Origin of the sequence: Klebsiella sp. C283, assembly GCF_048822555.1 — a bacterium.
GTDB classification, from domain to species: Bacteria; Pseudomonadota; Gammaproteobacteria; order Enterobacterales; family Enterobacteriaceae; genus Klebsiella; species Klebsiella quasipneumoniae.
Genome location: NZ_JBMEZS010000018.1, coordinates 1 through 24,313, shown reverse-complemented (window position 1 = coordinate 24,313; position 24,313 = coordinate 1). Strand labels below are relative to the sequence as shown.

Here is a 24,313-nt window from a genome sequence, read left to right as displayed (position 1 = left end):
GGGAATCATCATCGATACGCTTCGTTGTTAAATCCAGCCCGACGGGCCTGACCCTTTCAAACACACACAGCACCCGCTAACAACGCGAGGTGAGAGTATGTATCGCATGGAAAAGATAACCACTGGTGCTGCCTATGGCGCTTCAGCCGGGAGCATCCTTAACGGCATGCTAAATGCCTATAGCCCCGAGCAGTGGAATGCCATCGGCGTACTGGTGGGCATTGTCATCGCCGTACTTACGTATCTGACGAATTTGTATTTCAAGATTCGCGAAGACAACCGACGTAGCAGGAGCCGAGATGAACCCGACGCTGAGGAATAAGTTGATTGGTGCGATCGCTGGCGGTTCGGGCGCGATAGCCATTGCTTCCGTCATGCTTGGTAATGCTGACGGCCTGGAAGGAAGGCGTTATTACGCCTATCAGGATGTTGTCGGCGTCTGGACTGTTTGTGATGGTCACACTGGCACCGATATTCGCCGCGGCCACCGCTACACCGACAGGGAATGCGACAACCTGCTGAAAGCCGATCTGCGGAAGGTGGCAAGCGCCATTGATCCCCTCATCAAAGTCCGCATTCCTGATCCTACCCGCGCCGCGCTTTACTCATTCACCTACAACGTTGGCTCTGGAGCTTTCGCCAGTTCCACGCTGCTGAAGAAACTGAATGCTGGAGATGTGCCGGGCGCGTGCAAGGAACTGCAGCGCTGGACGTATGCCGGTGGCAAGCAGTGGAAGGGACTGATCACCAGGCGCGAGATTGAGCGTGAAGTTTGTTACATGGAGGTGGCAAAGTGATTGATTTTCATGTCGCTTCATCGTTTCTAAGTTACTCGCCAGAGGATGGACAACTACGCTGGAAGTTGAACTCAAATAATACCTTTGAAGGGATGGTGGCTGGTTGCGGTGATGGAAAAGGCTATGTGCTGATTGGATTAGGAGGAGTCAAGTACAAGGCACATAGACTGGCGTGGCTGCTAAGTTTCGGTGAATGGCCGCCAGGACCTATCGATCACATAAACGGCATAAAGTCCGACAACCGGCTATCGAATCTTCGGGTGGCGAGCACATTGCAAAACAACAGAAATTCGCGGTCAAAGGGCGGCGCCTCTTCATTTAAAGGGGTTGATTTTCACAAGGCGGCTTCAAAGTGGCGAGCGCGAATAAGAGTTGACGGCAAAAGAATTAACATAGGCCATTTCTCATCCGAGAGGCAGGCTGCTTTTGCATATGATTTTTATGCGCTTCACTATCATGGGGAATTTGCGAAATTAAATTTCGCTTGAGGACCGGAAATGAGCATGATTTGTTTCTTTATTTCTGCGCTCCTTGCCTTCAATGGGAATGACGCGTGGCCGTGGTTTCTGGCTGTCGGGGTAATCATGTCATGAGCCGGTTAACCGCAATCATCAGCGCTGTAGTCATCCTGCTGCTTTCCTGCTTTTTCTCGTGGCGTTCTGGCTGGAATTCTCACGCTGACCATATCAACGCCCTTGCGGCGAAGAAAAAAGAGAAAGCCGAAAAGACTATCCAGCCAGTTGAGCAAAAGGCCGCTGCCGCTACAGAAGAGGGCAAGGTCATCTACCGAACCATAACCCGCGACGTGGTGAAATATGTCCAGTCTCCGAATCGTACTGTGTGCCGGTTTGACGATGATGCTGTGCAGCTGCGCCAGCGAGCTATCGACGCTGCCAACGCCATCCCCGGATTTGATGAGCCCGCCGTGCAAAGCAAGTGATGCAGGGAAGGACACTGATGAAGACCTGCAATCGGATGTCGAAACCGCTCAGTGTCTGCGTCAGCTCCGGTTGGATAAATACCGCTGGCAAGCCTACTACCGGGCTGTGAGTCAGTAGCAGGATTACATCCGCACGCAGTGCCTGAATTGAAAAGTCCCTTTTGTGGAATTGGTTTAGTACTTGTTTCTATCTAAGAGCCCAAGCCAATCTTCTAACTGAACTTTAATCATCATTGTGATATGGGTAAAACACTGAAGAGGCTCTAAGAAGTGTTCTTCATTCCTATCGAAGTCATTAGGGCCAATAACTATTTCATAATTTGACCCACCATTATGACGCAAGGCCTCTTTGATATGCTCCTCAGAAAAGTGGATGTACCCGCTGGTCTTTTTGTACACATTGATGACCCATGGGTTTTTTGTGCTTACCCGGCGAGCCAGATAATTGTCAGTCATAGGTTGATTGTCATCAGCTTTCATTTTGCTGATAATTTTTCCGTTCAAGACATCTTTTGAAAACTTCATTCTGTCTTTTGAGAAGAAACCCGCATAAAGCCTTAGAGAATTATCAAGTTGCATCCTTACGAGAGCAAGCGCACATAGAGTATTTTTGGCTTCCAACATGGATTTAAACCCAGACGTTAAAGCGCAGCTTCTCCTGGCAATACCAATTGCTAAGAGAAAGTCATAACCAAAATCCTTACCTTGCATTTGGATGAAAAGCTCTTTGATCTCATTATCAGCTCTTTCTAAATCCTTCATGGCTTGAAGGTAAAACTCGGCTTTATTTTCCATACAGATCACCTTATGAATTTTAATAACCTTATTAAGGCATAAAACACTATGGCTACACCAGATTGGGAGGCCATTGAATCGGCGTACCGAGCTGGTTTAATGTCTCTCCGTGAAATAGCATCACAGCACGGCATCAGCGAAGGCGCCATCCGTAAACGAGCCAAGCGTGACGACTGGTCTCGCGACCTTGCCGCAAAGGTGAAGGAACGTGCTGACGATCTGGTACGCAAGGCAGAGGTACGCAAGCAGGTACGCACCGAAACAGCATTGTCTGAGCGCGTACTTATAGAGGCTACGGCAGAGGTGGTTGCAGCTGTACGCATGGAGCACCGCGGCGATATCCGGCGCGCCAGGGAGATAACGAGCGCTCTTTTTGATGAGCTCGGTGCCGAGTGCGCAGATGTTGACTCTCTGCGAAAGCTTGGTGAATTGATGCTATCTCCCGATGAGAATGGCCGGGATAAGCTGAACGAAATTTACCATTCGATTATCAGTATGCCAGAGCGCGTGAAAGCGGTAAAAGCGCTGAGCGACGCGCTGAAGAACCTGATCGGACTCGAACGGCAGGCCTATGACATTGACGGGCCGGAAGGCGACAATTCTGTTAAGCAACTCTCTGACTTGATGGACTCCTTGTCTCAGGGGGCGTAATGAAACCTGAGCACCTCAAGCTGCTGGGCGATAAAGACTGGCGGCTGAACAATCTATACTGGATCACCGACAAAGAAGGTAAGCCAACCCGTTTCAGGATGACGCCGGAACAGCGGGAATACTTCGAGGGGATTCATACCCGCAACATCATCCTGAAAGCTCGCCAACTCGGCTTCACTACAGAGGTGTGCATCATCCAGCTCGACGCTGCTCTGTTCGAGTCGGCAAAGTGCGCGCTGATCGCCCACACGCTGAACGACGCAAAGCGCCTGTTTCGCGAAAAGGTGAAATATGCCTACGATAAGCTGCCGGCCGAGATAAAGGCAGCCAACCCGGCGAGTAACGACTCAGCCGGTGAGCTGGTCTTTAAGAAGGGCGGATCACTCTACGTCAGCACCTCATTTCGTGGCGGCACGCTGCGCTACCTGCATGTTTCTGAGTTCGGAAAGATATGCGCCAAGTATCCGGATAAAGCCCGTGAAATCGTCACTGGTGCGTTTGAGGCGGTATCGACAGGTTGTTTCGCAACTATCGAGAGCACCGCAGAGGGCCGGGCGGGTTACTTCTTCGATTACTGCCAGACGGCAGAGAAAGCGCTGCTGCAGGGTAAGGCGTTATCTGCGCTGGACTGGAAGTTTTTCTTCTTCTCCTGGTGGAAGAATCCGCAGTACGCAATTGCCCCGGTAGAACCGCTGCCGGCGCGCCTGCTTGAGTACTTCGCTGAGATGGAGGCGAAGCACGGCATAGTCGTTAACGAACGTCAAAAGGCGTGGTATTACGCCAAAGAAAAGACGCTCGGCGACGACATGAAGCGCGAATACCCGACCATTCCGGCCGAGGCGTTCCAGCAGTCGGTCGAGGGCGCGTACTACGCCAAACAATTCCGCTGGCTCTACACCAACAAGCGGATCGGCCAAATCCCGGACAACTCACATCTACCGGTTCACACGTTCTGGGATATTGGTGTGGGGGACTCCACGGCGATCTGGTTCGTTCGCGAGGTCGGCGAAGAGTTCCACGTCATCGACTACTACGAAAACTCTGGCGAAGGGCTTCGGCACTACATGAAGGTGCTGAAAGACCGCGGCTATGAGTACGGTGAGCACTGGGGACCGCACGACATCGAGAACCGCGAGTTTGCAGCTGATGCGAAGTCTCGCAAAGAGCTGGCGCGCGAGGGCTACGAGATTGACGGCCGGATGTATTCGATGAACTTCCGCGTTGTGCCGAAAGCGGGGATCGACACCGGCATCGAGTCGGTGCGTGAAATCCTCAAATCCTGCGTTTTCGATGAGGAGAAGTGCGCTGTTGGCATCTCCCACCTTGAAGGTTACCGCAAGGAGTGGGACGACAAGCGCGGCTGCTGGAAAGACAAACCCCTTCACGACTTCACATCGCACGGCGCCGACAGCTTTCGTTACTTTGCCGTAGCGAAGAACAACCGCAAGCAGGTCGGCACAGTATTCTTCTAAGGAGCATCGCCAGTGAGCGAACAAGATAACGGCCTTCAACTGGCTGTGAACAATCTCGCCACTGAAATGCGGCGAGCGAATTACCTGAATGCCATCGGGATCGGTGGCGGGAACACAAAGCGCCCGACGCTCTATCAGGAGTTTGGTTACCCGCGAACCATTACCTTCCATGACTTCTACAACATGTACCGGCGCAATGCCGTCGGATTCGCTGTGGTGCATCGCCTTCTGGACGGTTGCTGGCAGGACTATCCGGTTATCGTTGACGGTGATGTGTCCAAGAAGGCGAAGAAATCTAACCCATGGGAAAAGAAAGTCACCAGGTTCATGAAAAAATGGTGGCCGAAGGTGAAGGATGCCGATCGCCGCAATATGGTGGGGCGCTACTCCGCACTGCTGCTGCAGGTGAAAGATAACAAGCCATGGAGCGATCCAGTAGATACCAGGCTGGTGAAATCCCTGGGCGAGTCAGCGCTGGTAAAACTTATCCCGGTATGGGAACCACAGTTAACTGTCGCAGAATGGGATAACGATCGCCAGTCCGAGACCTTCGGCCAGCCGAAGATGTTCAACTTCAACGAGCAGCCGGTTGGAGATGAGGCTTTCGTCGGACCGACGCGCGGTGAGCCTGTGCATCCGAGCAGGGTGATCCTGTTCTGCGAAGGTTCAGAGGATGACAACGTTCTGTCGGGTATCCCGCTGCTAGAGGCCGGATACAACAAAGGGCTCGACCTTGAGAAGATTTCCGGCGGTGGCGCAGAGGGCTTCCTGAAGAACGCCAGCCGGCAGATTGCGGTTGAGTTCAGCGAAAAAACCGACATGGCAACGCTATCCGATCAGGCTAAGAAAGCTGGTTATACCGACCTCGGCGAAGCGATGGGCGATAAGGTCAACAAGCTTAACCGCGGCACCGATGCAGCGGCGGTCATGCAGGCCGGACAAATGCACGTCCTGAGCGTTACACCTGGTGACCCGGGGCCAACGTGGGAAGTTACCGCAAACGAACTGGCAGCATCCGTTCAAATCCCGTTCACCATCCTGTTTGGACAGCAGACCGGGCGCCTGGCGAGCGATGAGGATAAAACAGACTGGGCCATTCGCCGCAATACCCGCCGCAACGGCTTCCTGACTGACAGAATCACAGCCTTGCTGGAGCGCTTCTGGACCCTGGGCATTATAGATCCGCCGACAAATGGAGAGGTCACCATTTCATGGACTGACCTGCTGGCCCCGGGAGAGAAAGAGAAAATTGAGAACGCCTCGAAACTGGCTGATATCGTCCAGAAAACGTCGGGCTTCTATGGTGGCGAGCCGCCATTCACGGCCAACGAACTACGCGAGATTGTAGGCCTCGACCCTCTGCCTGAGCCAAAGCAACCACCTAACCCGAATGACAAGGTGACAACCGATGATCCACTGGCCGATGACACCGGAGCAGACGGCAAAGGTGGGGCTGCCGATAGTTCCGCGCAGCAAGGTTGACCCGACTCGATCAGCGAAGCAGGTCAGCGCGATGTTCCGGGATATTGAGGACCGTTATGTCGGCATCAAGCGTGCTCTGAAAGCACTGTTTGACCAGCGCCTGACCGGGAGAGAGCTAGAGGTTAACAGCCACAACTGGCACTTCCTGTGCCACGTTAACGGCGACGAGCCAACGCTCTACCAGGTCAACGCTGGCAAGTTCATCTACGACATGTCAGCTCAGGAACTGGCCGACCTGCTCGAAGCGGTGCAGGTTATTCTCGACGATTACCTGCTGGAAGGCGGCGAACAAAACCTCTGGGCGATGGATTACGTCGCCGCAGAGGCGCAGCGCGGCACGCTGGAGGCCTTCAACAACCTCTCGCAGCAGTCGCAGGTGTACGCCAGCCAGACGACGCTTCAGCAGCTTTTAAGCAGCCCTGCATACCAGAACCAGATCGCCAGTGCCTACATCAGCACGTATAGCGACTGGAAGCTGGAAGCTGACCGGGCGCGCGGTGACCTGGCGAACATCATCGCGGATGCCGTTGGGCGCGGTGTGAATCCCCGCGAAACGGCGCAGGTGATAAGCAAGCGCCTTGATGTCTCTATGGGCCGCGCAAAGACCATCGCTCAGACTGAGCAGGTCGGCGCGCTGCGGCAGGCGCAATGGAACGAAACGGACTGGGCAGCGGATCGGCTTGGCCTGAATACCGGCCTGCTGTGGCTGTCGGCGCTCAAACCGACCACTCGCATCTGGCATGCCAGCCGCCACGGCAAGGTATACACCACCGAAGAGGTGAGGGACTTCTACGCCGAGAACGGCAACCGGTACAACTGCTATTGCAGCCAGATTCCGGTGCTGCTCAATGACGACGGCAACATTTTCAATCAGGGGTTAGCTGAGAAGCTGGCGAAAGAGCGTAAACAGTGGACCCCGGATAAAAAGGCAGCATAGTTATTTTTTGCATGGGAAAGCACTCGCCAAAGCTTTATATGCAAGCTCAGATGCTGGCTTTGTCCGCAATTCAGGATGGTTATCAAGATATAAACCAACAACGTCTTCTACTTGGCCAACTGTAATGCCAGGCTCTGGGCAAATAGATGTATTCTGAAAGGCATTATAGGTTGCAATGACAAACCCCCTGTACACACCAGCGTCGAGGTAATCCACCGTTTCAGCGTTATTGTTTAAGGCTTTTTTCCTGGCATTGTTCCATGCTGATAGCTGATTTCCATCATAGAAAAAAGCGTAAGACGGTAGAGAAACTGCGAGTAATAGCGAAGCGATAATTTTTTTCATTTTGTTTATGCCTGTTAGGAGTAGTCCTAACTAATAACATATAGGATTCAACGTGAAATTATCCAGCATCCACGTTAAATCCCTCGCCATCAACGCCTCCAACATCTCAACGACCACCATCAACGGTCAGGAACACTACGTCATTCGTGGTGCGGTCCCGATCGTCGATGACATCGTGATGAATGGCGGCCTTTACCCGGCGGAGGAGATTAACAACAGCTACCAGACGATGGAAGGCAAGCTGATGCCTCTGCCGCATCCGATGGTAGATGGCAAATATGTCAGCGCCAATGACCCGCGGGCCATTAACAGCTATCACGTCGGTGCATGGGCACAGAACGTCAGCAAGTCTGGCGACCAGGTCGTCATGGACGTTTATATCAATAAGGCGGTCGCCGAGACAAAGCCTGACGGCAAGCGTCTGATTAATCGCCTCGATGAGATGATCGCCGGCACCAACACCGACCCGATCCACCTGTCTACCGGATTACTCACGAACAAAGAGAGAAAATCAGGCGAGTCGAAGCAGAAGAAGTACTCATGGATCGCTCGCAATATGCAGTTCGACCATATCGCTATCCTGCTCGATGAGCCGGGCGCCGGCACTCCAGAGGAAGGAGTCGGCATGTTCGTGAATGCCGATGGTCAGGAAGGCGAAGTCGAAACTGCAAGCCTCGTTGATGCCGCAAATAGCCTCAAAGATGGGCTGCTGAACAAAGTGAAGTTCTTCCTCACCCATAACTCAGATGCCTCATTCGATGAAATCTACCAGATGTTGCGTGAAGCCATTCGCGCGCCGTCAGGCAGCGATGTTTATCGCTATGTCGTGACCGTATGGCCAGACAAATTCATCTTCGAAGAGGGCAATAAGCTCTTCCAGCAAAAATACCTCATCGACGACAGCACGGTCACGCTGGTCGGCGATCCAGTAGAGGTCGTGCGCAAACCCACTGAGTACGAAGTCAAAACCAACGGAGAAATAAACCCGATGAAAGAGAAGATGATCGCCGCGCTCAATGCCGCAGGCGTTAAAACCGAGGGGCTGACCGACGATCAGGTCTGGGATGCCTATAACCAGCAGGTACAGAAGAAAGCAGGCGACCAGCCGGGTACTCAGATTAACTCTGACGCGATTACCGCGGCAGTAAATCTGGCAATTAAGCCGCTGACTGACGAGATCGGCACGCTGAAAACTCAGCTGCAGGCCAACGCTGAGAAAGACCTCAAAACCAAGCGTGATGCGGTCAAAGCGAAATTCCCGTTCATGACCGAAGCGGCGATCAACTCGCTGGCCGGCGAGGCGCTGAACGACATGTATGCGCAGTGCCAGACCAGTACCGGTTTGAATCCATCTTTCCAGCAGGTCAATGCTGAAAATGACCAGTGGAAAGACTACGACCTGAACGCAGGCATGGAAGAGGGGGCTAAATAATGGTCGCTAACGTTATCTATCGTGGCCCGGTCGAACGTGAGCCGGAAACCATCAACCTGCCTGTTGCTGCGGCGCTTAACCCTGGCGTGGCAGTGAAGGTTGCATCTGGCAAGCTCGCCGCCGCCGCTGATACTACCGGCCGCTGGCTCATCCTGGGCAACCGTCGTTTCATCGGGCAGGCGATCACCACTGCATACGCAGCGAACGAAACCGGCGTGGCATACCGCGTTGAAGGCGAACAGGAATACAACGTTCGCCTGGCAGCGGCTGCCTATACGGTAGGCCAGGAGCTGACCATCGGTACCGGCGGCGTATTCAAAGCGGCCGCAACCGGCAACCAGGTCGTCGCAACGTTCGACGAAAAAGCAGGGCGCACTCTGGCGGCGGAAGGTTTCGCCGACGTGGTGATCCTCTACACTCCGTACGCCAAGGCATAAGGAAAACCAGAATGTTAAAGTTTACTCCACAGCAGCAAAAGCTGATTCTCAATGCCCGCCGCCGCTGGGACATGATGCAGCGCAACATGGCTACACAGCATGGCTTTGCGGTCAACGACGCAAATGGCCAGTTCATCGCCTTCGATGAGCTCGTTGGTAACGCATCAGTGCTGCCGAAAGATGTCTGGGGCGAATGGGACCGCTCTGCGATTACCGTTCAGCGTGACGTGCTGTCAGTATTTAACGACCTGGCTGCCAGCGTTTCCCGCCCTATGGCGCTCGGTAAGATCGTCCATTACTTCATGACCCTGTCCGACTCCGGTGATGTGAATATCAGCCTGGATGGTCGCGGCAAGGCGAAGGGCGATCAGCCGGTAATGGATTACGAAGGTACGCCGCTGCCGATCATTGACAGTGAGCTGACTTTCGGCTGGCGCCAGATGCTGGCAGCTCAGACTGAAGGTTATTCGCTGGATAGCGACGCCATTTCCAACCATCAGCGCAAAGTCGCTGAGAAGCTGGAAGACATGGTGCTGAACGGCGATCCGAACATCAACGTTGGGGGCGCGACCATTTATGGTCTGCGTACTGCGCCTAACCGCGGCACCGGCACTCACGGCCTGACTCTGAACGGCGCTACCGGTGCGCAGTGGGTAGCGGCAATTTCCAACCTGATTAACCTGTTGCATACCGAAAACTTCTATGCGCCGGTGACGATCTACCTGAACTACAAAGACTGGTTCTACGCGTCGGTTAATGACTATGCCGCGAATTATCCGAAGACCATCCTGTCCCGCATCATGGAAATCCCTGGTGTGGCCGCTCTGGTGCCGGCCTCCAAGGTTCCGACCGACGAGCTGCTCGGTGTGGTTAAACGTCCGGACGTTGTTCAGATCCTGAATGGTATGCCGATGACCATGCGTCCTAAAGCGCGCCTTAACCCTGAAGATGATTACGTCTTCTCGGTTCTCGCTGCCGCGGCGCCGCAGTTCAAACACGATGCAAACGGCCAGGCCGGTTACGTCCAGCTGACCAAAGCATAATCAATGGGGCTCCGGCCCCATCTTTTTTTACGGAGGCCGCATGGCTGGTAAAGAACAACAATGGCTGCTCACCCATGACAGTCACGAACTTAAAAAGGGTGAAGTTTACAAAGGTGAAACTCTCCCGCTTTGGCTGGTTGGCAAGGCAATACCCGTGGGAGATCAGGTGCTGGAGGTGGCGACCCCGGACGATCTGCAAAAGCTGCAGGCTGACCTCGACGAGGCTAACGGCAAGGTAACGTCACTGGCTGAAGCCAATACCAAGCTGCAGGCTGACCTCGACGAGGCTCAGAAGCAACTGGCTGACCTGCAGAAGAAGGCGAAATAACCATGGCTGACCCAATCACAGCGGCAGACGTGCAGGCGTTCCTCGGTGAATTGGGTTATTCCATTCCCGGCGCGCTGCTGGATCCTATTCTCTGCGTGGTGAACAAGATTATCCCGTGCCTCGATGGTGCGGGATATGACGACTGCACGGCAAAGCTCATCCTGATGTATGCCGCTGCGCTCATGGCGACGTCTTCCGGTGCCCGGCGAATAAAATCGCAAGGGGCGCCATCAGGATCGTCCCGCTCTTTCGATTACGGTGACGATGGCATCACCTGGCTGCGTGACTCGCTGGCGAAACTGGATACCAGCGGCTGCACCAGTGAACTACCGATCAGCGCCGGGAACAGTGTGGGCCTGTTTCTGGTGGTCGGGGGCTGCTAATGGCGTGGGTTTCGGTTCAGCAACGGCTGCCGCGGACGTTTACGCGGGTGTGGGTGATCACCGATACCGGTCAGCAAACTACGGCGTACGTGAAAAGCGACGGCGAGTGGTTTATTAACTGCGACCGCATACGCGCCACAGGCGCCGTTGTGCTGCGATGGAGGGATGACTGATGTCTTCGGTAGCCAATTGGTCATACACGGCAACAGCGACACTCTGGCGGCGCATACGCGATGCTGACGGTAGTGATACCGACGGCGGAGGTCAGCCTTACGGGTGGGAAGCGCCTATCGCTATCCTCTGCGACTACCAGGGTGGTCTCTCTGCAAAAATCGGTGACCTCGGCCGGGAGATCGTGGTTAAAAACACGATATGGACCGAGTACGCAACGGCGCGGGAGGGAGATTACATCCTGATTGGCGCGTCGACCGATGCGGCTCCGCCGGATGAGGCCGATGAGATTCGGCAGATCGTCCAGTTCGCAGATACGTTCGAGCGACTGGCGGACGATTTCGCACTGATTACGGGAGTCTGATTATGGGCGCTAAAGTTCGCGGCATCCGCCAGGCCAAGGCCAACCTCGATCGCATCATTAAAGACGTTCAGGGACGTAAAGTCGTGCGAGCAATCCAGTCTGCGATGCTTATCGGCAGCGCGCAGGCCGCGCTTTACACCCCGATCGATACGTCGACGCTCATCAACAGCCAGTTCCGCGAAATCATGGCTAACGGCACCAGGGTAACCGGGCGCGTTGGTTACTCCGCCAACTATGCGGTGTATGTTCACGACCCGGCAGTGAAACAGGACTTCACGAGAGCAACGGCCCGCAAGGAGTTCTTAACGAAGGGCTTCGAAGATACCCGCAGCCAGATTGACGCGGTGGTGAAGAAGGAGTTGTCGTTATGAATCGCACTATCCATTTTGCCGGAGATGGCCTCGGCCCTCGCAAAGTATTTGTGAATGGCAACCAAATCGACGGGGTATTTTTTGCTGATATCCAGCGCGGAATTGTTCGGTATCATCCAAGGCCATTCAGAGCCCATAAGCGCCGTAAAGGCGAACTCTACGAGCGTACTTTAAAGGGGCGAGTAGAAGTCTTTCCATGTGGAGAGGCACAATGAACCCTCCGATGTATATGCGCCTCAAAGACCTGTTTGTGGCTGATGGGCTTACCGCGGGGTTTAAGGTCCAGTGGAGGCAATGGCGCGATACTGGGAAAGACACGGACCAGTTCATTGTGTTCAGGCCTTCCGGCGGCACCGATATCACCTTCGACCTTGGCGGCGACTGGTATGTGATGGTTGATGTGATCTCCTCGAAGGCGAATCCCGATGCTGCTGACGCCGCGGTAAACGCCATTGTCGAGTACATCAGCGCGCAATCCGGCGCCGATGATTGTGTTGGCGCGCTGCGGCTTGTCGGCAATGTCCCGGCTCCGATCGCCACCGAAGAGGGCAGATTAGTAACCAGGTTGCTCGTCTCCTGCACATACGGCGAATAATCGTCAGAATCACCCATCAGGCTGCCATATGGCGGCCTTTTTTAATTGAGAGGCATACATGCAAGGCTGCGCTAATGACACCGGCAAGCTGATTGGTAAGGTGGCCGTGCTCCGCATGGCTTTTGGCTGTGCTGATACGGTTCCTGCGCTTTCCGAATGGAAGCGACTCGGCGCCATGACCACCAAGGGCTTCGACTACTCCATGAATACCGTCACCTCTGAGGCTGACGATACGAAGGGGTTGGTTGAGAACCTGGTCAACAATATGGACTTCACCATCTCAGGAGAAGGTGAGTTTCGCAAGAAGGACAAGACGACGGAAGTCGGCGCCATCACCATCTCGAAATATATTTTCGATGAGGTACAGGCAGGCCGTCAGCCGACAGTCTGGGTCCGCTTCGACTTCACTGGTGAAGATGCTGGCACTTATATCATGGGCTACTTCAACACTACCTCCTGGTCTGGTGATTTCGGAACCTCGGATATTTCCACCTTCTCCGGAGAGTGGAAAGTAGCTGATGCAGACACCGTGGTATTTGAGGTCGCTCCGCCGGCGCTGGCGTTTGCCACTAACCTGCCGACGACCAAGAGCGTGGCGGCCGGATCGGCTCTGAATATGTCGGTCGTGGTTGAGGGTGGCACTTCGCCTTACACCTACGTCTGGAAGAAAGACGGCACGGTTGTCAGCGGGCAAACAACGGCGACCTTCAACAAGGCCAGCGCTGTTTCTGGTGATGCCGGGGTTTATACCTGTGAAGTCACCGATTCTTCCGCGACACCGGTCAAGATCACCTCTGCGTCCTGCACGGTCACCATCAGTTAACCGCCAGGCCATTTCGTGAATAGTACAAAGGGCGTTCTGCGCCCTTGATACTGTTTATGGAGCGACTATGACCCCGATTAAAGAATTAGGCGAATGCGTTATCGGTACCGGTGACCGGGAATTCTTTTTCCGGCCGTCGTTTCGCAACATGGCGCGAATCGGTGAGCCCGAGGAGATTGTTCAGGCGTTCTATGACCTGTGCAATGACGAGTCGACGCCATTCGTGCAGCGCGCAGCTGAGGCCTATATCCGCGATGAGTACAGCCGCCTTCCTGATTGCGTCATGCGGTTTATGCAAAGCGGGATCCTGTCACGCAAAGCGATCATGGCCGCGCATACGGTACTGACAGCATGTTGTGACGATGATATCGGCGATCTGGTTGGATGGATGAAGCCGGGGAAATCACGCAAGCGTGGCTTCGTCTGGCGCCCGGGCAGCATGCCGCCGGAAAGCATGGTCATCGTCGCGCAAAACCTGATGATGCACGGCATCATCGGCAAAGCGAAGGTGCGTAAGCTGCAGCGTTACGAAACGAACGAGACAACCGCAGAATTCCGCGCCGCCGACTACATCATGGCGGCCCGCAACCATTTCGGCATAAGCCGGGAAGAGGCTGAGAACCTCACGATGACAGAATTCAGCTTACTTCTGAATGCTAAATATCCAAACCAAAAGGGCTTCACCAGAGAGGAGTTTGACTCCGTAATGAGTGAGGATGATAAACGTTGGAATGCAATGCTTGCAGCTGAAGAAGCTGGTAAAATGAACAAGCGCCTAGGGTAGCTCCCGAAAAGGCGGAACGTAGACCGCTCTGGCGCACCTGCCATCTACGGAACCTGCTACGAGGTTTAGAATGAATGACCATTTAAGTCAGCGCTATCTTTTAGAATGCTTTGATTATGCTCCTGATACAGGATTGCTTTCCTGGAGACGCCGTCCAATCCATCATTTCACTAGCGAAGTCGCTATGAACCGATTTAATGGCAGGTTTACCGGAAAGGAGGCGTCCAGCTCGTTGAACGGACGATATTTATATGTCCGTGTGAACAAGAAGCATAACCTCTGCCATAGGGTTATATGGTGCATGCATCATGGGTTATGGCCTGAAGGCGATGTGGATCATATTAATGGCAATAAGTGTGACAACCGCATAGAAAACCTACGGTGTGTCAACAGAAGCCAAAACATGTCTAATGTTGGCATGCAAAAAAACAATAGCTCTGGTTTTATCGGTGTCTTTTGGGCGTCACGGGAAGCTAAATGGATGGCAGTTGTTGCGCACAATAAGAAAAACATACGTTTAGGTATGTTCGACTGCCCAATACAGGCGGCTCTTGCATACAACGCGGGCGCGCTAAAGTATCACGGCTCATATGCGCAAAAGAAGGTTGAGATAAACATCAAAGGCATTGAGCTTGCAAGGGCTGAATAGCTTAAAAGACAGCCCATTTTTGTGGGCTTTTTCCTCCCGCTCATCCCTGTTAGGATTACTCCGAACAATACCAAAGGGATGATCAAGGAAATGAAGAAAATTTTAGTCGCTACTGCGATTGCTTTAACTCTGACAGGCTGCGCTTCCTCAGGAAACCAGCAACTCAGCAAGGAAACCGAAATCAGCGTAAAGTCTAAGCTGCAGGAAGGGAAAACCACCAAGGCCGAGGTTAAAACGACATTCGGTTCCCCGGATTCAGTTTCGTACACTGACGGCGGCAATGAGATCTGGAAGTACGCCTTCGCCAAAGTAAAAGTTAACGGGACTACGTTCATACCTTTCTATGGCCTCTTCCATAACGGAACTAACGGCACCAAGAAAGAACTTACCATCCTGTTTAAAGACGATGTAGTAGCCAAGTACACAATGGCAGAGTCGGCTATCAATACTAAATCTGGCTGGGCCGATTAAGTACAGAGACAACCTCACTTCGGTGAGGTTTTTGCTTTTGGTTGCATTGAAACCTGATATATCCCTGCTAATCTGTCAAAAACCAACCAGTGGGGATAGGGATATGACAGAAGAAGAGTGGCTCGAAGGTCTTCGTGGGCTTCCTGATGATGTGATTTTAAAGATCCACTTTGACCTTCAAGAGAAAATTAAGAAGCACTATAAACTGCGCGATACTGGCAAGAACCTTGAGAAGGCAATCCATTATTGCCAGCAGCAAATAGCGCTTGCTCCCCTTGCTATGTCTGCCTTAAAGAAAAACCCAGCAATGTACAATGATGGTCAGTTCTTTGCGCCTGCGCATCATGGATACAGGCAATACACCACCATTTTGAAGAAGCAAAAAGAACTTGATAAACTTGAAATGTTGCTAAATAAAAAGAAACTTGAGGGCTGGGGATGAAGAAGATTATCGGTGCGTTTACTTTATTAGTGTTCTGTATAACAGTGTTCTTTGCTTCTCGCGAGTGGATGGCCTTGTTAGTTGTCATTCCCCTCACCCTGCTATGCCTATCCGGCATAGAAAAGCTCGGCGCTATACCATGCTTTATTGGTGTGATTGTGGTTTGCGCCGTTTCTATTCTGTGGATTAACTCAATCACTCCATTGTGGGGAGAGCGATATACGGAAAGGCAAGGTTATGAAAAAATGAAAGAAGATTTAAGAGGGCAGGAGACACAGGAAATAAGGAAAATATCCATTGCCCAAGTAGCTGTTAAAGGTTTACTGAAAGATCCGTCTTCTGCCGATTTCTCTGGTGAAAAAGTAAATTCCAACTCCGTGGTCTGTGGTTATGTAAATGCTAAAAACAGCCTTGGCGCATACTCCGGCAAAGATAGATATATTTTTAATGGGGCTGCCTATATAGATGATGGGAGTGGTGATTTCGCTTCAATGTGGGCATCGCTTTGTAAATAACTATCAAGAAAACAAAACCTCGCTCCGGCGGGGTTTTTTATTGTCCGGAGAAAGATATGGCAGAGAACGCTGGCGGCATTTATTACGACATAGAGATGGATGTACAGGGGCTTCTTGTTGCACAGCAGCGTGTAAATCAGCGCCTTGACATGATGGAGCGTGGTTTTGACGGCACTACGCGCGCCGTGAATAATACTGAGCGTTCTATGTCCAGCCTGTCAGGCGTGGCTGTTGCTTTGGCTGCCGCTCTTTCTGTGAAGCAGGTTTCAGAATATGCCGATGCTTGGGCAACTGTAAATAACAAGCTGGCTAACTCACTGCGGCCTAACGAGCAACTTGCTGATGTAACAGAGCGCGTATTCAACATTACTCAGCAAACTCGCAGTAGTTTAGATGCAACGGCATCCCTCTACGCAAGACTGGAAAGGGCAACCAGGCAGTACGGGACCAGCGCAGATGATCTGGCGAAGTTGACCACAATCATAAACCAAGGGTTCGTTGTTTCAGGTGCCACAGCACAAGAGGCCGAGAACGCGATTATTCAGTTGTCGCAGGGTCTTGCTTCTGGAGCTTTACGCGGCGAGGAATTCAACTCTGTAAACGAACAGGGAAACCGCCTGATTGTTGCTCTTGCTGACTCGATGGGCGTTAGCATCGGCGAAATGCGGAACATGGCTGCGCAGGGCAAGTTAACAACCGACGTGGTTGTTAATGGGCTTCTATCCCAAGGAGCAGTGATCGGAAAAGAGTTCGCCAATACAACGACGACGATCAGCCAGGCACTGCAGGTGGCTGGTAACAACATAACTAAATTCTTTGGTGAAAACTCAACCGTAAAAACCAGCGCTGGAATTTTTAATGACGCAGTCGTGACCGCCAGTGAAAATATCGGCTTACTCAGCGGGGCGTTAACTGCCGTGGCTGCAATTATAGGAAGCCGCTATGTTGGCGCACTTACGATGGCAACGGCGGCAAAAGTTCAGGATACGGCTGCATCTATTGCACAAAGCAAAGCTGCGTCGGTAGCAGCAAAAGACGCCGAAATAGAAGCGGCGGCAAAATTAAGATTGGCTGAGGTTGAAAAGGCAGCGGCAATATCGGCCCTTAACCTTGCAGAAGGTCGCTTGGCTACCCTCAAAACAACGAACGCCTCAGTAGCTGCTGAGGTGCAGCTTGCGGAGGCTCAAACGGCGGAAATACGCACGCAGCTTGCGCAGATTCAATCTGAAAAAGCGCTTGAGGCGCAGCGGCTGAAGGCGCAAATTTCAGATCAGGGGCGTATTGCGACAGCAACGAGGATGGCTGAGCTTCGCCAGGCTGAGGCGGCCTTAACAACTCAGTTAGCAAGGGCTGAATCCGCATCACAGAACGCGAGGGCTACAGCGATTGCTCAGGCAGAGGCGCAAGTAAGCACATCTCGTTTAGCGGCAGCTGACGCAACGGCAACCGCTACAGCAGCAAATGCACGCTACATAGCATCTCAGGAAGCCGCTACTGTAGCCTCCAGAGCGGCATCTGTAGCTGGAGGGTTACTGAGAGGGGCACTAGGGTTAATTGGTGGGCCTGCGGGTGTCGCCATGCTTGCGGCGGCGGCTATTTTCTATTTTTGGCAGAAAGCCCAGCAAGCCAGAGAAGAAGCCCTTCGTTTTGCCGATAGCTTGGATCGCGTGAACGCCTCAATGAAGGCGATGAATAATACCCAGCTCAGAGGCACCATCGCCGATGCGAATAAATCTATACGTGCACAGAAGGATGAAATATCTGATCTCCAATCCGAAGTCGATTCTTTAAGGTCACGCTATCAAAACTTCACCCCAGAGGCTCAGGCAGTAGCCGAATCTATGGGGCAAGGTGCTGATTTTGCTCGCCAGCAGGCAGAGGTTTCAGATCAACTAAATCAGAAAACGCGTGACCTTGCAAATGCCCAGGATAAACTCGCAAGAACTCAGGAAACAGCATCAGAAGCAAGCAGAACCCTAACAAACAACATGCTTACCTCAATGGGGGTGCATGATGGTCTGATTGAAAAGGGATCTACCCTTGAGCGGGTGCAGGGGGCGGTAGCAAAAGCATTCGGATTGACCGCTGACGAAATAAATCGCGCCAACCAAGCGGGTCAGGATTTCAATCCCAAAGCGCTGCAGGTTTCTCCCCCTACCGCAGACGGTGACAAAGTAATTCTGAACCTTGAGGAGCAAAACGCGCTTCTGAAAATTCAGGATGAAAGACAACGGGCCGTTACAAAAGCCCGAATGCAGGCTGCCAAGGTTACAGATAATCCAAATCAGATTTCGAAGGCAGGAAATCTGGCTGGTGAAAACTATGACCTGCAAAAAGCGGAAGAAGCTCGACAGGAGGCTCAGAGAAAGGGAGAGCAGCAAGACAAGCGTTCAGCATCAGCCGCAGAATCAGTTTCCAAAAAACTTGAAAACCTGCGCCAGCAGTCTGAACTTGCAGCCAGTTCAACTCAAGAATTGAGCCGAGACAGCGCGATATTGCGTGCGCAGCAGTCACTCGGCAGCGCCGCAACTAAGGCGCAGATTCAGGAGGCTGGGCAATACGCAGCTAAAGCGTGGGATGCAGCCGCGGCAGCAAGAGGCGTAACCGAAGCGCTCAAAGCCATGCCTGAGCAGGCTGAGAATAAATCCTACGCTGAATCCATGCAGAACCTGAAAGCGGCGCTGAACGCCGGGAAGATTGATCTGCAGGAGTACAACGCAGCCACTGAGCAGATGGAGCAGCAGCATCAGGCCAACCTCGCCAAAATACGCTCTCAGCAGGTGGTTAATCCCACCCAGCAGGCAATTGGTGAAGTTGACCCGGTGCAGCAGTTGGCCAACCAGCACGCGCAGGAGCTGGCTTTGATTCAGCAGTTTGAGCAGCAAGGGGTTCTCGCTCATGAGAATGCTTTGGCATTGAAAAAAGCCGCTGACACTCAGTATGAGCAGGAGCGTACGAATGCTCAATGGGCATTATTTACTCAGCAGAGTGTGGGCTATGAGGCGCTGGGTGCCGCGGTAGATGCATTTGGTAGTCAGGCGTCAAATGCCTTAACTGGCGTGATAACTGGCAGTATGTCGGCAAACGATGCACTTCGCTCAATCGGCAATACCATTCTGAATGACGTGATTAACACGTTTGTTCAGATGGGTATGCAGCAGGCCAAATCGGCAATCATGGGGGCGACAGCGCAGAATGCTGCGATCGCAACTACGACGGCCGCCCAGGTTAGTTCATTAGCTACGACCACTGCTGCCAGTACATCATCGGCGGCGGCCACAACGGCAGCATGGACGCCGGCGGCGCTGGTTGCGTCGATAGGCTCATTCGGCGGAGCGGTCGCTATTGGCCTCGGCGCCCTGGTGGCAGCGCTGGCTGTAGGCTCATCGTTGGCCGGCAAGCGCAAGAACGGCGGTCCTGTATCTGCTGGCTCAATGTATCAGGTGGGTGAAGACGGAAAACCAGAGATTTACCAGGCCAGCACCGGCAAGCAGTACATGATCCCAGGTGATAATGGCTCTGTCATCAGCAATAAGGATTTGCAGGGTAGTGGTGGAGGCACGCTGCAGGTCGTGAACAACGTTTACAACTATGCAAATGGCGTCAATGTCGATACCCGCAGCAGCCAGAACGGCGGGCAGCTGGTTATCGAAACATTTATCACCGATATGCAGACCGGAGGCCCGATGTCTTCTCAGATGCAGGACACTTTCGGCCTTCGTCGGCAGGCCCATGGCGATTACTAAAACCAACCCGCTCCGGCGGGTTTTTTATGCCCGGAGGAAACGTGGCAACAGTTTCATACCCGGAATTTCTACCCCTTCCGCAGCGTCCAAGCCAGAACATGACGCAGGATACCGGTTGGCAGACAACGCAGCCGGCAGTCGGACCAGTCATTTTTACCCCTTTCACCACTGACCTCAAGGCTACCTGGACGCTGCAGTGGATATTCACGCTGCAGCAGGCCGAGCGGTTTAAGTCATGGCTGCGATCTCCAACATACTGTGACCGCGGGCGTAACTGGTTTCAGATGCCGATCGACCTTGGAGATACGCAGGGTGTTCAGCTGCAGACGCTTCACTTCATCAATATGCCGGTGCAAACCAGCAAAAATGGCGGAACGGTCACCTGGACCGCCACGGTCATCTGCAACGGTATCGAGGACATTGCCGAGGACTATGACGACTGGATCGTTGAGGCCCAGCCTGGATATGGATACTGGCTGGATTACTTGATCACTGAAGTGATGCCGAGGGCCGACTGATGCCTACATTGAGAGAGTGGAAAGAGCGGCGGCCGGCCAGCGATATCAAGCAGACTATTGAGTTTTATCACCCGGCGTTTGGTTATTACCGGGTGGTGAATAAGCTGTTTCGTGAAGCAACGTTTGGCGGCAATATCTATCAACCAGCGGCTTTTGATATCACCGAACCAACACAGAACGGGTCAGCAATAATCACCATGGGGATCACCTTCCTGCAAGGGGCTGAAGAGGTCAGAAACACACTAAAAGTGTGGAAAGGTGCCGCCCGCATGACGGCGATAACCTGCAAATATCAGCAATGGAGTGCGATAGGTGATGCCGATCCTTTGAAGACGTGGTCTCTGTTCGTGAAGGATGTAGGTGCAGACGGCACAAACGTCACAGTAAATTCCGGCAAGACTAATCCGCTGACGCTGGCCAACCCCATTATTTACACCACGAAAGACTATCCCGGGCTAATTACCGTATGACGCAGAGCGAATTTATCCGGCTTGTGAACGGCAAGCCGTGGGTTAACCGTGCCTGTTGTTTTGAGCAGATGGATTGTTGGGGGTTGGTGGTGCTGTATTACCGGCATGTTCTCGGTCTGGAGTTGCATCACATCGCCGGCTACGAATCGGGCGCCGACTTCATCACCTGCTATTCAGCGGAGTCAGCCCACTGGCGAAGGGTGCCTGTGGCATCTCCTGGCTGCCTCGCCGTGTTTTATTACGCAGATCGACCTGTTCATGTGGGCGTAATGCTGGACCCAGTTAAATGCCTGCATTCACGCGGTGAGTTCGGATTTGTGCGCGCTGACAGCATGGTCATCCTGGCGAAAAAATTCAACAAAGTGGAGTATCTGGTTCATGGTTCGATATGAGCTGCAGCGCCTGCCTGGCGCGCCGAAACAGCATGGAACGACCGCACCTGGTACTGAGTTGATAGCGTTACTGGACTCACTCAGGCTGCACAATAATGTGAAGGTGCGCCTGAATGGTCGCGAGCTGGACGATGACTTTGATTTATCGTTTAAGCTGCGCGCCGGCGACGTCGTAGCAGTATTCGATCAGCCAGAAAGCGGTGGCCTGATAAAGACACTTTTAAACCCGGTGGAGCATCTCAACCCGATCCGCTTCACCAAAAAAGTAATGTCAGGGCTAACCGGGCAACAGACCGCATCATCTCCTTCCATTTCTACTGGTGAATCACCGAATAACGATGCCACGGGGCAGACCAACCGTGCGCGACTGTACAAAGGAAGGCCGAATATTTATGGTCAGTGCCGGGTATATCCGGATTTGATTCAGCAGGCGCTGTTTGAATACGTCGACAATAACAAGTACATCACTGAATGGTTCGAAGTAGGGTATGGCAAATACACTATTTCCTCTGTTCGTTATTCCGAGTCGAACCTGGGGAGCCTTGCGGGGGCCAGTTATCAGATTTTCGACCCTGGCGCGACGATAGGCACCATTGATGTTGGCTATCAGTTTGATGATGTCGATAACGAAGAAGTGCCTGGGTTGAATGAAAGCGAGGATTTCCCCGCCCAGACGGCGACGACGACAGCGCCGACAGCCATGCTGATCGAAAGCAACCAGCTGAAAGCGACAGTCTTGTCGAATGACGATAATTTCTCATACTTCGCTGCGCTTGCCGTCCCACACCCGGTGACTTTTGTTATCAACGCGACATGGAACTCAGGCGGCGGCCCGGTGACGAGGAGCGTTACCGGCAGCGGAAATATCGTCTACTCAGAAAGTTATATCGGAGAGGATACGCAGTCTTACACCACGTTCTATCTTGGCGATATGACGGGGGAGATCACGACGCTACCGTCTGACGCCACGCTGAACCTGACACTTTTCACCCTCAACGACCAGACACCGCTGGTTATAGGGCCATCGGTATCGCCGCTTGCGTCCACGCAGATTTGGGTACATGTCATGGTTCAACTGGGAGCGACTTCGGGCACTTCTCGTTATCGAATTCGGTTCTGGAAAGTGGATGACAACAACAACCAGATCCCGGGTACTGCTGAGCAGTACGATTATTTCTTTGATAACGATTTTCAGGTGACTACACGTTATTTCCGCACAACACATAAATTCTCACCTGCCGCCGGCGCAGGTCGATATGCGGTAACGATCGAGCGACTGGATAACAGCAATGATGGAAACGTCGTGACGTTAATGGCAATTCACGCTGTCAACACCCGCGTGGATGTTGTTTACCCTGATGACACGATTGCCAGAGTGACCATTAAGGGGAGCAACAACAGCAACAGTAACCGCGAGCAGAAATACAACATGCTCGCACAGCGCCACACCATCAGCTATGACCGGACGACCGGCCAGATTGACTACACGCTGCGTCCAAGCCGCTCATTTGCTGACGCCGTACTGCATGAATGGGTGGTTATCGGTAAGCAGGATGTGTCCAGTATAGATGTTGCGACGCTGTACGCGATTGCCGACTCGATATCTGTGCCAGAGCTAGGCTATTTCGATTACACCTTTTCAGATGAGAAGCTGTCACTCGGTGAGCGGATCGGGATTATCTGCAATGCGGCGAGGGTGGATGGAAACAACATCGGCGATGTGCTGACATTCTGGCGTGATGAAAAGGTCAGCTATCCTGATGCGGTATTTGCCCGCTCAAACATGTTCTTTGACGAATATAAGGTTTCATGGCAGATGTCGCTGCCGGGAGGATATGACGGTGTCACGGTCGATTATGTAGACCCGCTCACCAATAAGAAATCCTATGTTTATTTGCAGATTGATGCCGGCGGCATTCAGGAAGTCGAAGACGCAACGGTTAACGCCAGTCAGATTAGCCTGGACGGTTGCCGCAATCGAAGCCAGGCGGTTGACCGCGCATGGCTTGAGGCTCAGCGCATTATGTATTCACGAATGAGCATGACGGTCAAGGTGCTGGAGACTGAGCAGGTGGTGCGTGGCGCCGTTGTTCAGTGTCCGGATATGTACGACAACAGGCAGCAGAACGGTTATCTCACTGGCCGCAATGGCGATATCTTCACAACGTCTGAACGCATAGATTTTTCGTTTGGCGATATGTGGGTCGTGATGACAGATAGTCTGGGTAATTTTCGTGGCCGCTGGCGTGCCTATCCTGTATCCGGTACTACCAAAGCCTTTCAGGCAGCCGCGGATGCTTTCGATCTGAATATCTACAATGGTGCTGACTGCCAGGTGGCCAGTCGCTACTTTATTGCGACCGACAGCGAATTAAACTCAACTATCTGGCGTGTAGAAACAGCCAAACCCAATGGCGATTACACACAGACTATTGCCTTGTCTGAATATTCTGACTCGATTTATCCGTAACACACAGCAGTAATTACCAACCTTCGCGCACACCATCAGATTCACTTCTGAGGGTTTCGTGCGCCTTTTATAGGGCGACATGCACAATGGCAGAAGTACCGTTACCAACTCCAACCGACAACCCGGTGCCCAGTACTGATATCCGGGACGCAGTTTATGCTGGCGCCATGCTGGATAAGGTTGTCACCAGTACCGAACTGACATACATCGATCGTCTCGGCGGAGAGCACTACACCGTAGACGGAATTAAGGCTGAAGGGGATAAGGTCGTTGAGGAAACGAGGCAGAACCTGATCCCTCTCAGCCGGCAGTACATGACGCTGGCGGCGGCGCAGGCGGATATCGCGAATATACCGGCAGGTTCAACTACCTATGTACGTAGCACTGACGGTAGTTCTCTTGCAGATGAGTACATCAATAATGCGGGTACGTTACAGCCTACCGGGCGGAAAATGCCATCCATGGACAGCATCATTTCGGCTTTGGGTGA

Annotated in this window: 30 protein-coding genes and 2 pseudogenes; 30 read left to right on the top strand and 2 right to left on the bottom strand. The window is 52.9% G+C overall.

All coding sequences use genetic code 11. The features are described 5' to 3' along the window. Positions 1–97: 97 nt before the first annotated feature. The 4 genes from ACOI7Z_RS24965 (at position 98) to ACOI7Z_RS24950 (ending at position 1,737) form a co-directional block, all read left to right on the top strand. The gene (locus tag ACOI7Z_RS24965; RefSeq protein ID WP_019704119.1) at positions 98–322 is read left to right on the top strand and encodes a class II holin family protein; all 225 of its coding nucleotides are present in this window, start codon (positions 98–100) and stop codon (positions 320–322) included. Continuing rightward, positions 300–797, top strand: coding sequence for a lysozyme (locus ACOI7Z_RS24960; RefSeq protein WP_137916196.1), 498 nt, complete (start codon positions 300–302; stop codon positions 795–797). Before ACOI7Z_RS24965 ends, ACOI7Z_RS24960 begins: the two co-directional genes overlap by 23 nt. Continuing rightward, positions 794–1,285, top strand: coding sequence for an HNH endonuclease (locus ACOI7Z_RS24955; protein ID WP_050597905.1), 492 nt, complete (start codon positions 794–796; stop codon positions 1,283–1,285). Before ACOI7Z_RS24960 ends, ACOI7Z_RS24955 begins: the two co-directional genes overlap by 4 nt. A gap of 101 nt (positions 1,286–1,386) precedes the next feature. Next, a complete protein-coding gene (locus tag ACOI7Z_RS24950; protein ID WP_064793874.1) occupies positions 1,387–1,737 on the top strand; it encodes a hypothetical protein in 351 nt (116 codons plus the stop codon). A gap of 174 nt (positions 1,738–1,911) precedes the next feature. Here ACOI7Z_RS24950 and ACOI7Z_RS24945 read toward each other — a convergent pair whose 3' ends face one another. Further along, positions 1,912–2,532 carry a hypothetical protein gene (locus tag ACOI7Z_RS24945; RefSeq protein WP_137916197.1) on the bottom strand — a complete coding sequence of 207 codons (621 nt, stop codon included), beginning with the start codon at positions 2,530–2,532 and terminating at the stop codon, positions 1,912–1,914. 48 nt (positions 2,533–2,580) lie between these two features. Between ACOI7Z_RS24945 and ACOI7Z_RS24940 the strand changes: the two genes are divergently transcribed. From ACOI7Z_RS24940 to ACOI7Z_RS24925, 4 genes are read left to right on the top strand one after another with little or no spacing between them, the layout of a single operon-like run. Then, positions 2,581–3,183 carry a hypothetical protein gene (locus ACOI7Z_RS24940; protein ID WP_135650404.1) on the top strand — a complete coding sequence of 201 codons (603 nt, stop codon included), beginning with the start codon at positions 2,581–2,583 and terminating at the stop codon, positions 3,181–3,183. After that, positions 3,183–4,655 (top strand): terminase, encoded by a 1,473-nt coding sequence (locus tag ACOI7Z_RS24935; protein ID WP_137916198.1) that lies wholly within the window; start codon positions 3,183–3,185, stop codon positions 4,653–4,655. Before ACOI7Z_RS24940 ends, ACOI7Z_RS24935 begins: the two co-directional genes overlap by 1 nt. 12 nt (positions 4,656–4,667) lie before the next feature. Next, positions 4,668–6,137, top strand: a complete 1,470-nt coding sequence (locus ACOI7Z_RS24930; RefSeq protein ID WP_137916199.1) for a DUF1073 domain-containing protein — start codon at positions 4,668–4,670, stop codon at positions 6,135–6,137. After that, positions 6,064–7,074 carry a phage minor head protein gene (locus ACOI7Z_RS24925; protein WP_137916200.1) on the top strand — a complete coding sequence of 337 codons (1,011 nt, stop codon included), beginning with the start codon at positions 6,064–6,066 and terminating at the stop codon, positions 7,072–7,074. The genes ACOI7Z_RS24930 and ACOI7Z_RS24925 overlap by 74 nt, the downstream gene beginning before the upstream one ends. Here ACOI7Z_RS24925 and ACOI7Z_RS24920 read toward each other — a convergent pair whose 3' ends face one another. Then, complete coding sequence (locus tag ACOI7Z_RS24920; protein ID WP_053003098.1) at positions 7,075–7,419, bottom strand: Rap1a/Tai family immunity protein; 345 nt, start codon at positions 7,417–7,419, stop codon at positions 7,075–7,077. A 52-nt stretch (positions 7,420–7,471) separates the two neighbouring features. Here ACOI7Z_RS24920 and ACOI7Z_RS24915 point away from each other — a divergent pair, with 52 nt between their 5' ends. From ACOI7Z_RS24915 to ACOI7Z_RS24810, 22 genes and pseudogenes are all read left to right on the top strand, one after another. Further along, complete coding sequence (locus tag ACOI7Z_RS24915) at positions 7,472–8,851, top strand: DUF2213 domain-containing protein (RefSeq protein ID WP_137916201.1); 1,380 nt, start codon at positions 7,472–7,474, stop codon at positions 8,849–8,851. Next, positions 8,851–9,288 carry a hypothetical protein gene (locus ACOI7Z_RS24910; protein ID WP_137916202.1) on the top strand — a complete coding sequence of 146 codons (438 nt, stop codon included), beginning with the start codon at positions 8,851–8,853 and terminating at the stop codon, positions 9,286–9,288. Before ACOI7Z_RS24915 ends, ACOI7Z_RS24910 begins: the two co-directional genes overlap by 1 nt. A gap of 11 nt (positions 9,289–9,299) precedes the next feature. Further along, positions 9,300–10,331 (top strand): major capsid protein, encoded by a 1,032-nt coding sequence (locus ACOI7Z_RS24905; protein WP_137916203.1) that lies wholly within the window; start codon positions 9,300–9,302, stop codon positions 10,329–10,331. A gap of 40 nt (positions 10,332–10,371) precedes the next feature. Continuing rightward, a complete protein-coding gene (locus ACOI7Z_RS24900; protein WP_137916204.1) occupies positions 10,372–10,659 on the top strand; it encodes a hypothetical protein in 288 nt (95 codons plus the stop codon). A 2-nt stretch (positions 10,660–10,661) separates the two neighbouring features. Further along, positions 10,662–11,042, top strand: a complete 381-nt coding sequence (locus ACOI7Z_RS24895; protein WP_137916205.1) for a DUF7370 family protein — start codon at positions 10,662–10,664, stop codon at positions 11,040–11,042. Between the two features lie 172 nt (positions 11,043–11,214). Continuing rightward, positions 11,215–11,577: a hypothetical protein gene (locus ACOI7Z_RS24890; protein WP_043906744.1), complete on the top strand. Its 363-nt coding sequence runs from the start codon at positions 11,215–11,217 to the stop codon at positions 11,575–11,577. Positions 11,578–11,579: 2 nt separating this feature from the next. Next, positions 11,580–11,948: a hypothetical protein gene (locus tag ACOI7Z_RS24885; RefSeq protein ID WP_087823412.1), complete on the top strand. Its 369-nt coding sequence runs from the start codon at positions 11,580–11,582 to the stop codon at positions 11,946–11,948. Beyond that, the gene (locus ACOI7Z_RS24880) at positions 11,945–12,163 is read left to right on the top strand and encodes a hypothetical protein (protein ID WP_023339717.1); all 219 of its coding nucleotides are present in this window, start codon (positions 11,945–11,947) and stop codon (positions 12,161–12,163) included. The genes ACOI7Z_RS24885 and ACOI7Z_RS24880 overlap by 4 nt, the downstream gene beginning before the upstream one ends. Continuing rightward, a complete protein-coding gene (locus ACOI7Z_RS24875; protein WP_137916206.1) occupies positions 12,160–12,543 on the top strand; it encodes a hypothetical protein in 384 nt (127 codons plus the stop codon). Before ACOI7Z_RS24880 ends, ACOI7Z_RS24875 begins: the two co-directional genes overlap by 4 nt. Before the next feature lie 58 nt (positions 12,544–12,601). Beyond that, a complete protein-coding gene (locus ACOI7Z_RS24870) occupies positions 12,602–13,366 on the top strand; it encodes an immunoglobulin domain-containing protein (protein ID WP_171003142.1) in 765 nt (254 codons plus the stop codon). A gap of 67 nt (positions 13,367–13,433) precedes the next feature. Then, a complete protein-coding gene (locus tag ACOI7Z_RS24865; protein ID WP_137916207.1) occupies positions 13,434–14,150 on the top strand; it encodes a DUF6246 family protein in 717 nt (238 codons plus the stop codon). A 70-nt stretch (positions 14,151–14,220) separates the two neighbouring features. Continuing rightward, a pseudogene (locus ACOI7Z_RS24860) lies at positions 14,221–14,544 on the top strand (HNH endonuclease signature motif containing protein); the annotation flags it as partial. A 9-nt stretch (positions 14,545–14,553) separates the two neighbouring features. After that, a complete protein-coding gene (locus ACOI7Z_RS24855) occupies positions 14,554–14,799 on the top strand; it encodes an AP2 domain-containing protein (RefSeq protein ID WP_249356062.1) in 246 nt (81 codons plus the stop codon). Positions 14,800–14,889: 90 nt separating this feature from the next. Then, positions 14,890–15,270 carry a lipoprotein gene (locus tag ACOI7Z_RS24850; protein WP_064155311.1) on the top strand — a complete coding sequence of 127 codons (381 nt, stop codon included), beginning with the start codon at positions 14,890–14,892 and terminating at the stop codon, positions 15,268–15,270. Between the two features lie 103 nt (positions 15,271–15,373). Then, the gene (locus ACOI7Z_RS24845) at positions 15,374–15,712 is read left to right on the top strand and encodes a hypothetical protein (RefSeq protein WP_137916209.1); all 339 of its coding nucleotides are present in this window, start codon (positions 15,374–15,376) and stop codon (positions 15,710–15,712) included. Continuing rightward, on the top strand, positions 15,709–16,227 hold the full coding sequence (locus ACOI7Z_RS24840) for a hypothetical protein (protein WP_137916210.1): 519 nt from the start codon (positions 15,709–15,711) through the stop codon (positions 16,225–16,227). The genes ACOI7Z_RS24845 and ACOI7Z_RS24840 overlap by 4 nt, the downstream gene beginning before the upstream one ends. A gap of 56 nt (positions 16,228–16,283) precedes the next feature. Continuing rightward, entirely contained in the window at positions 16,284–19,973 is a 3,690-nt protein-coding gene (locus ACOI7Z_RS24835; protein ID WP_137916211.1) for a tape measure protein, read from the top strand. Positions 19,974–20,014: 41 nt separating this feature from the next. Further along, positions 20,015–20,491, top strand: coding sequence for a hypothetical protein (locus ACOI7Z_RS24830; RefSeq protein WP_171003143.1), 477 nt, complete (start codon positions 20,015–20,017; stop codon positions 20,489–20,491). Continuing rightward, a complete protein-coding gene (locus tag ACOI7Z_RS24825; RefSeq protein ID WP_137916212.1) occupies positions 20,491–20,961 on the top strand; it encodes a hypothetical protein in 471 nt (156 codons plus the stop codon). The genes ACOI7Z_RS24830 and ACOI7Z_RS24825 overlap by 1 nt, the downstream gene beginning before the upstream one ends. Beyond that, on the top strand, positions 20,958–21,353 hold the full coding sequence (locus tag ACOI7Z_RS24820; protein ID WP_137916213.1) for an NlpC/P60 family protein: 396 nt from the start codon (positions 20,958–20,960) through the stop codon (positions 21,351–21,353). Before ACOI7Z_RS24825 ends, ACOI7Z_RS24820 begins: the two co-directional genes overlap by 4 nt. Next, positions 21,340–23,823, top strand: coding sequence for a host specificity factor TipJ family phage tail protein (locus tag ACOI7Z_RS24815; RefSeq protein WP_137916214.1), 2,484 nt, complete (start codon positions 21,340–21,342; stop codon positions 23,821–23,823). Before ACOI7Z_RS24820 ends, ACOI7Z_RS24815 begins: the two co-directional genes overlap by 14 nt. 86 nt (positions 23,824–23,909) lie before the next feature. Continuing rightward, a pseudogene (locus ACOI7Z_RS24810) lies at positions 23,910–24,313 on the top strand (hypothetical protein); the annotation flags it as partial.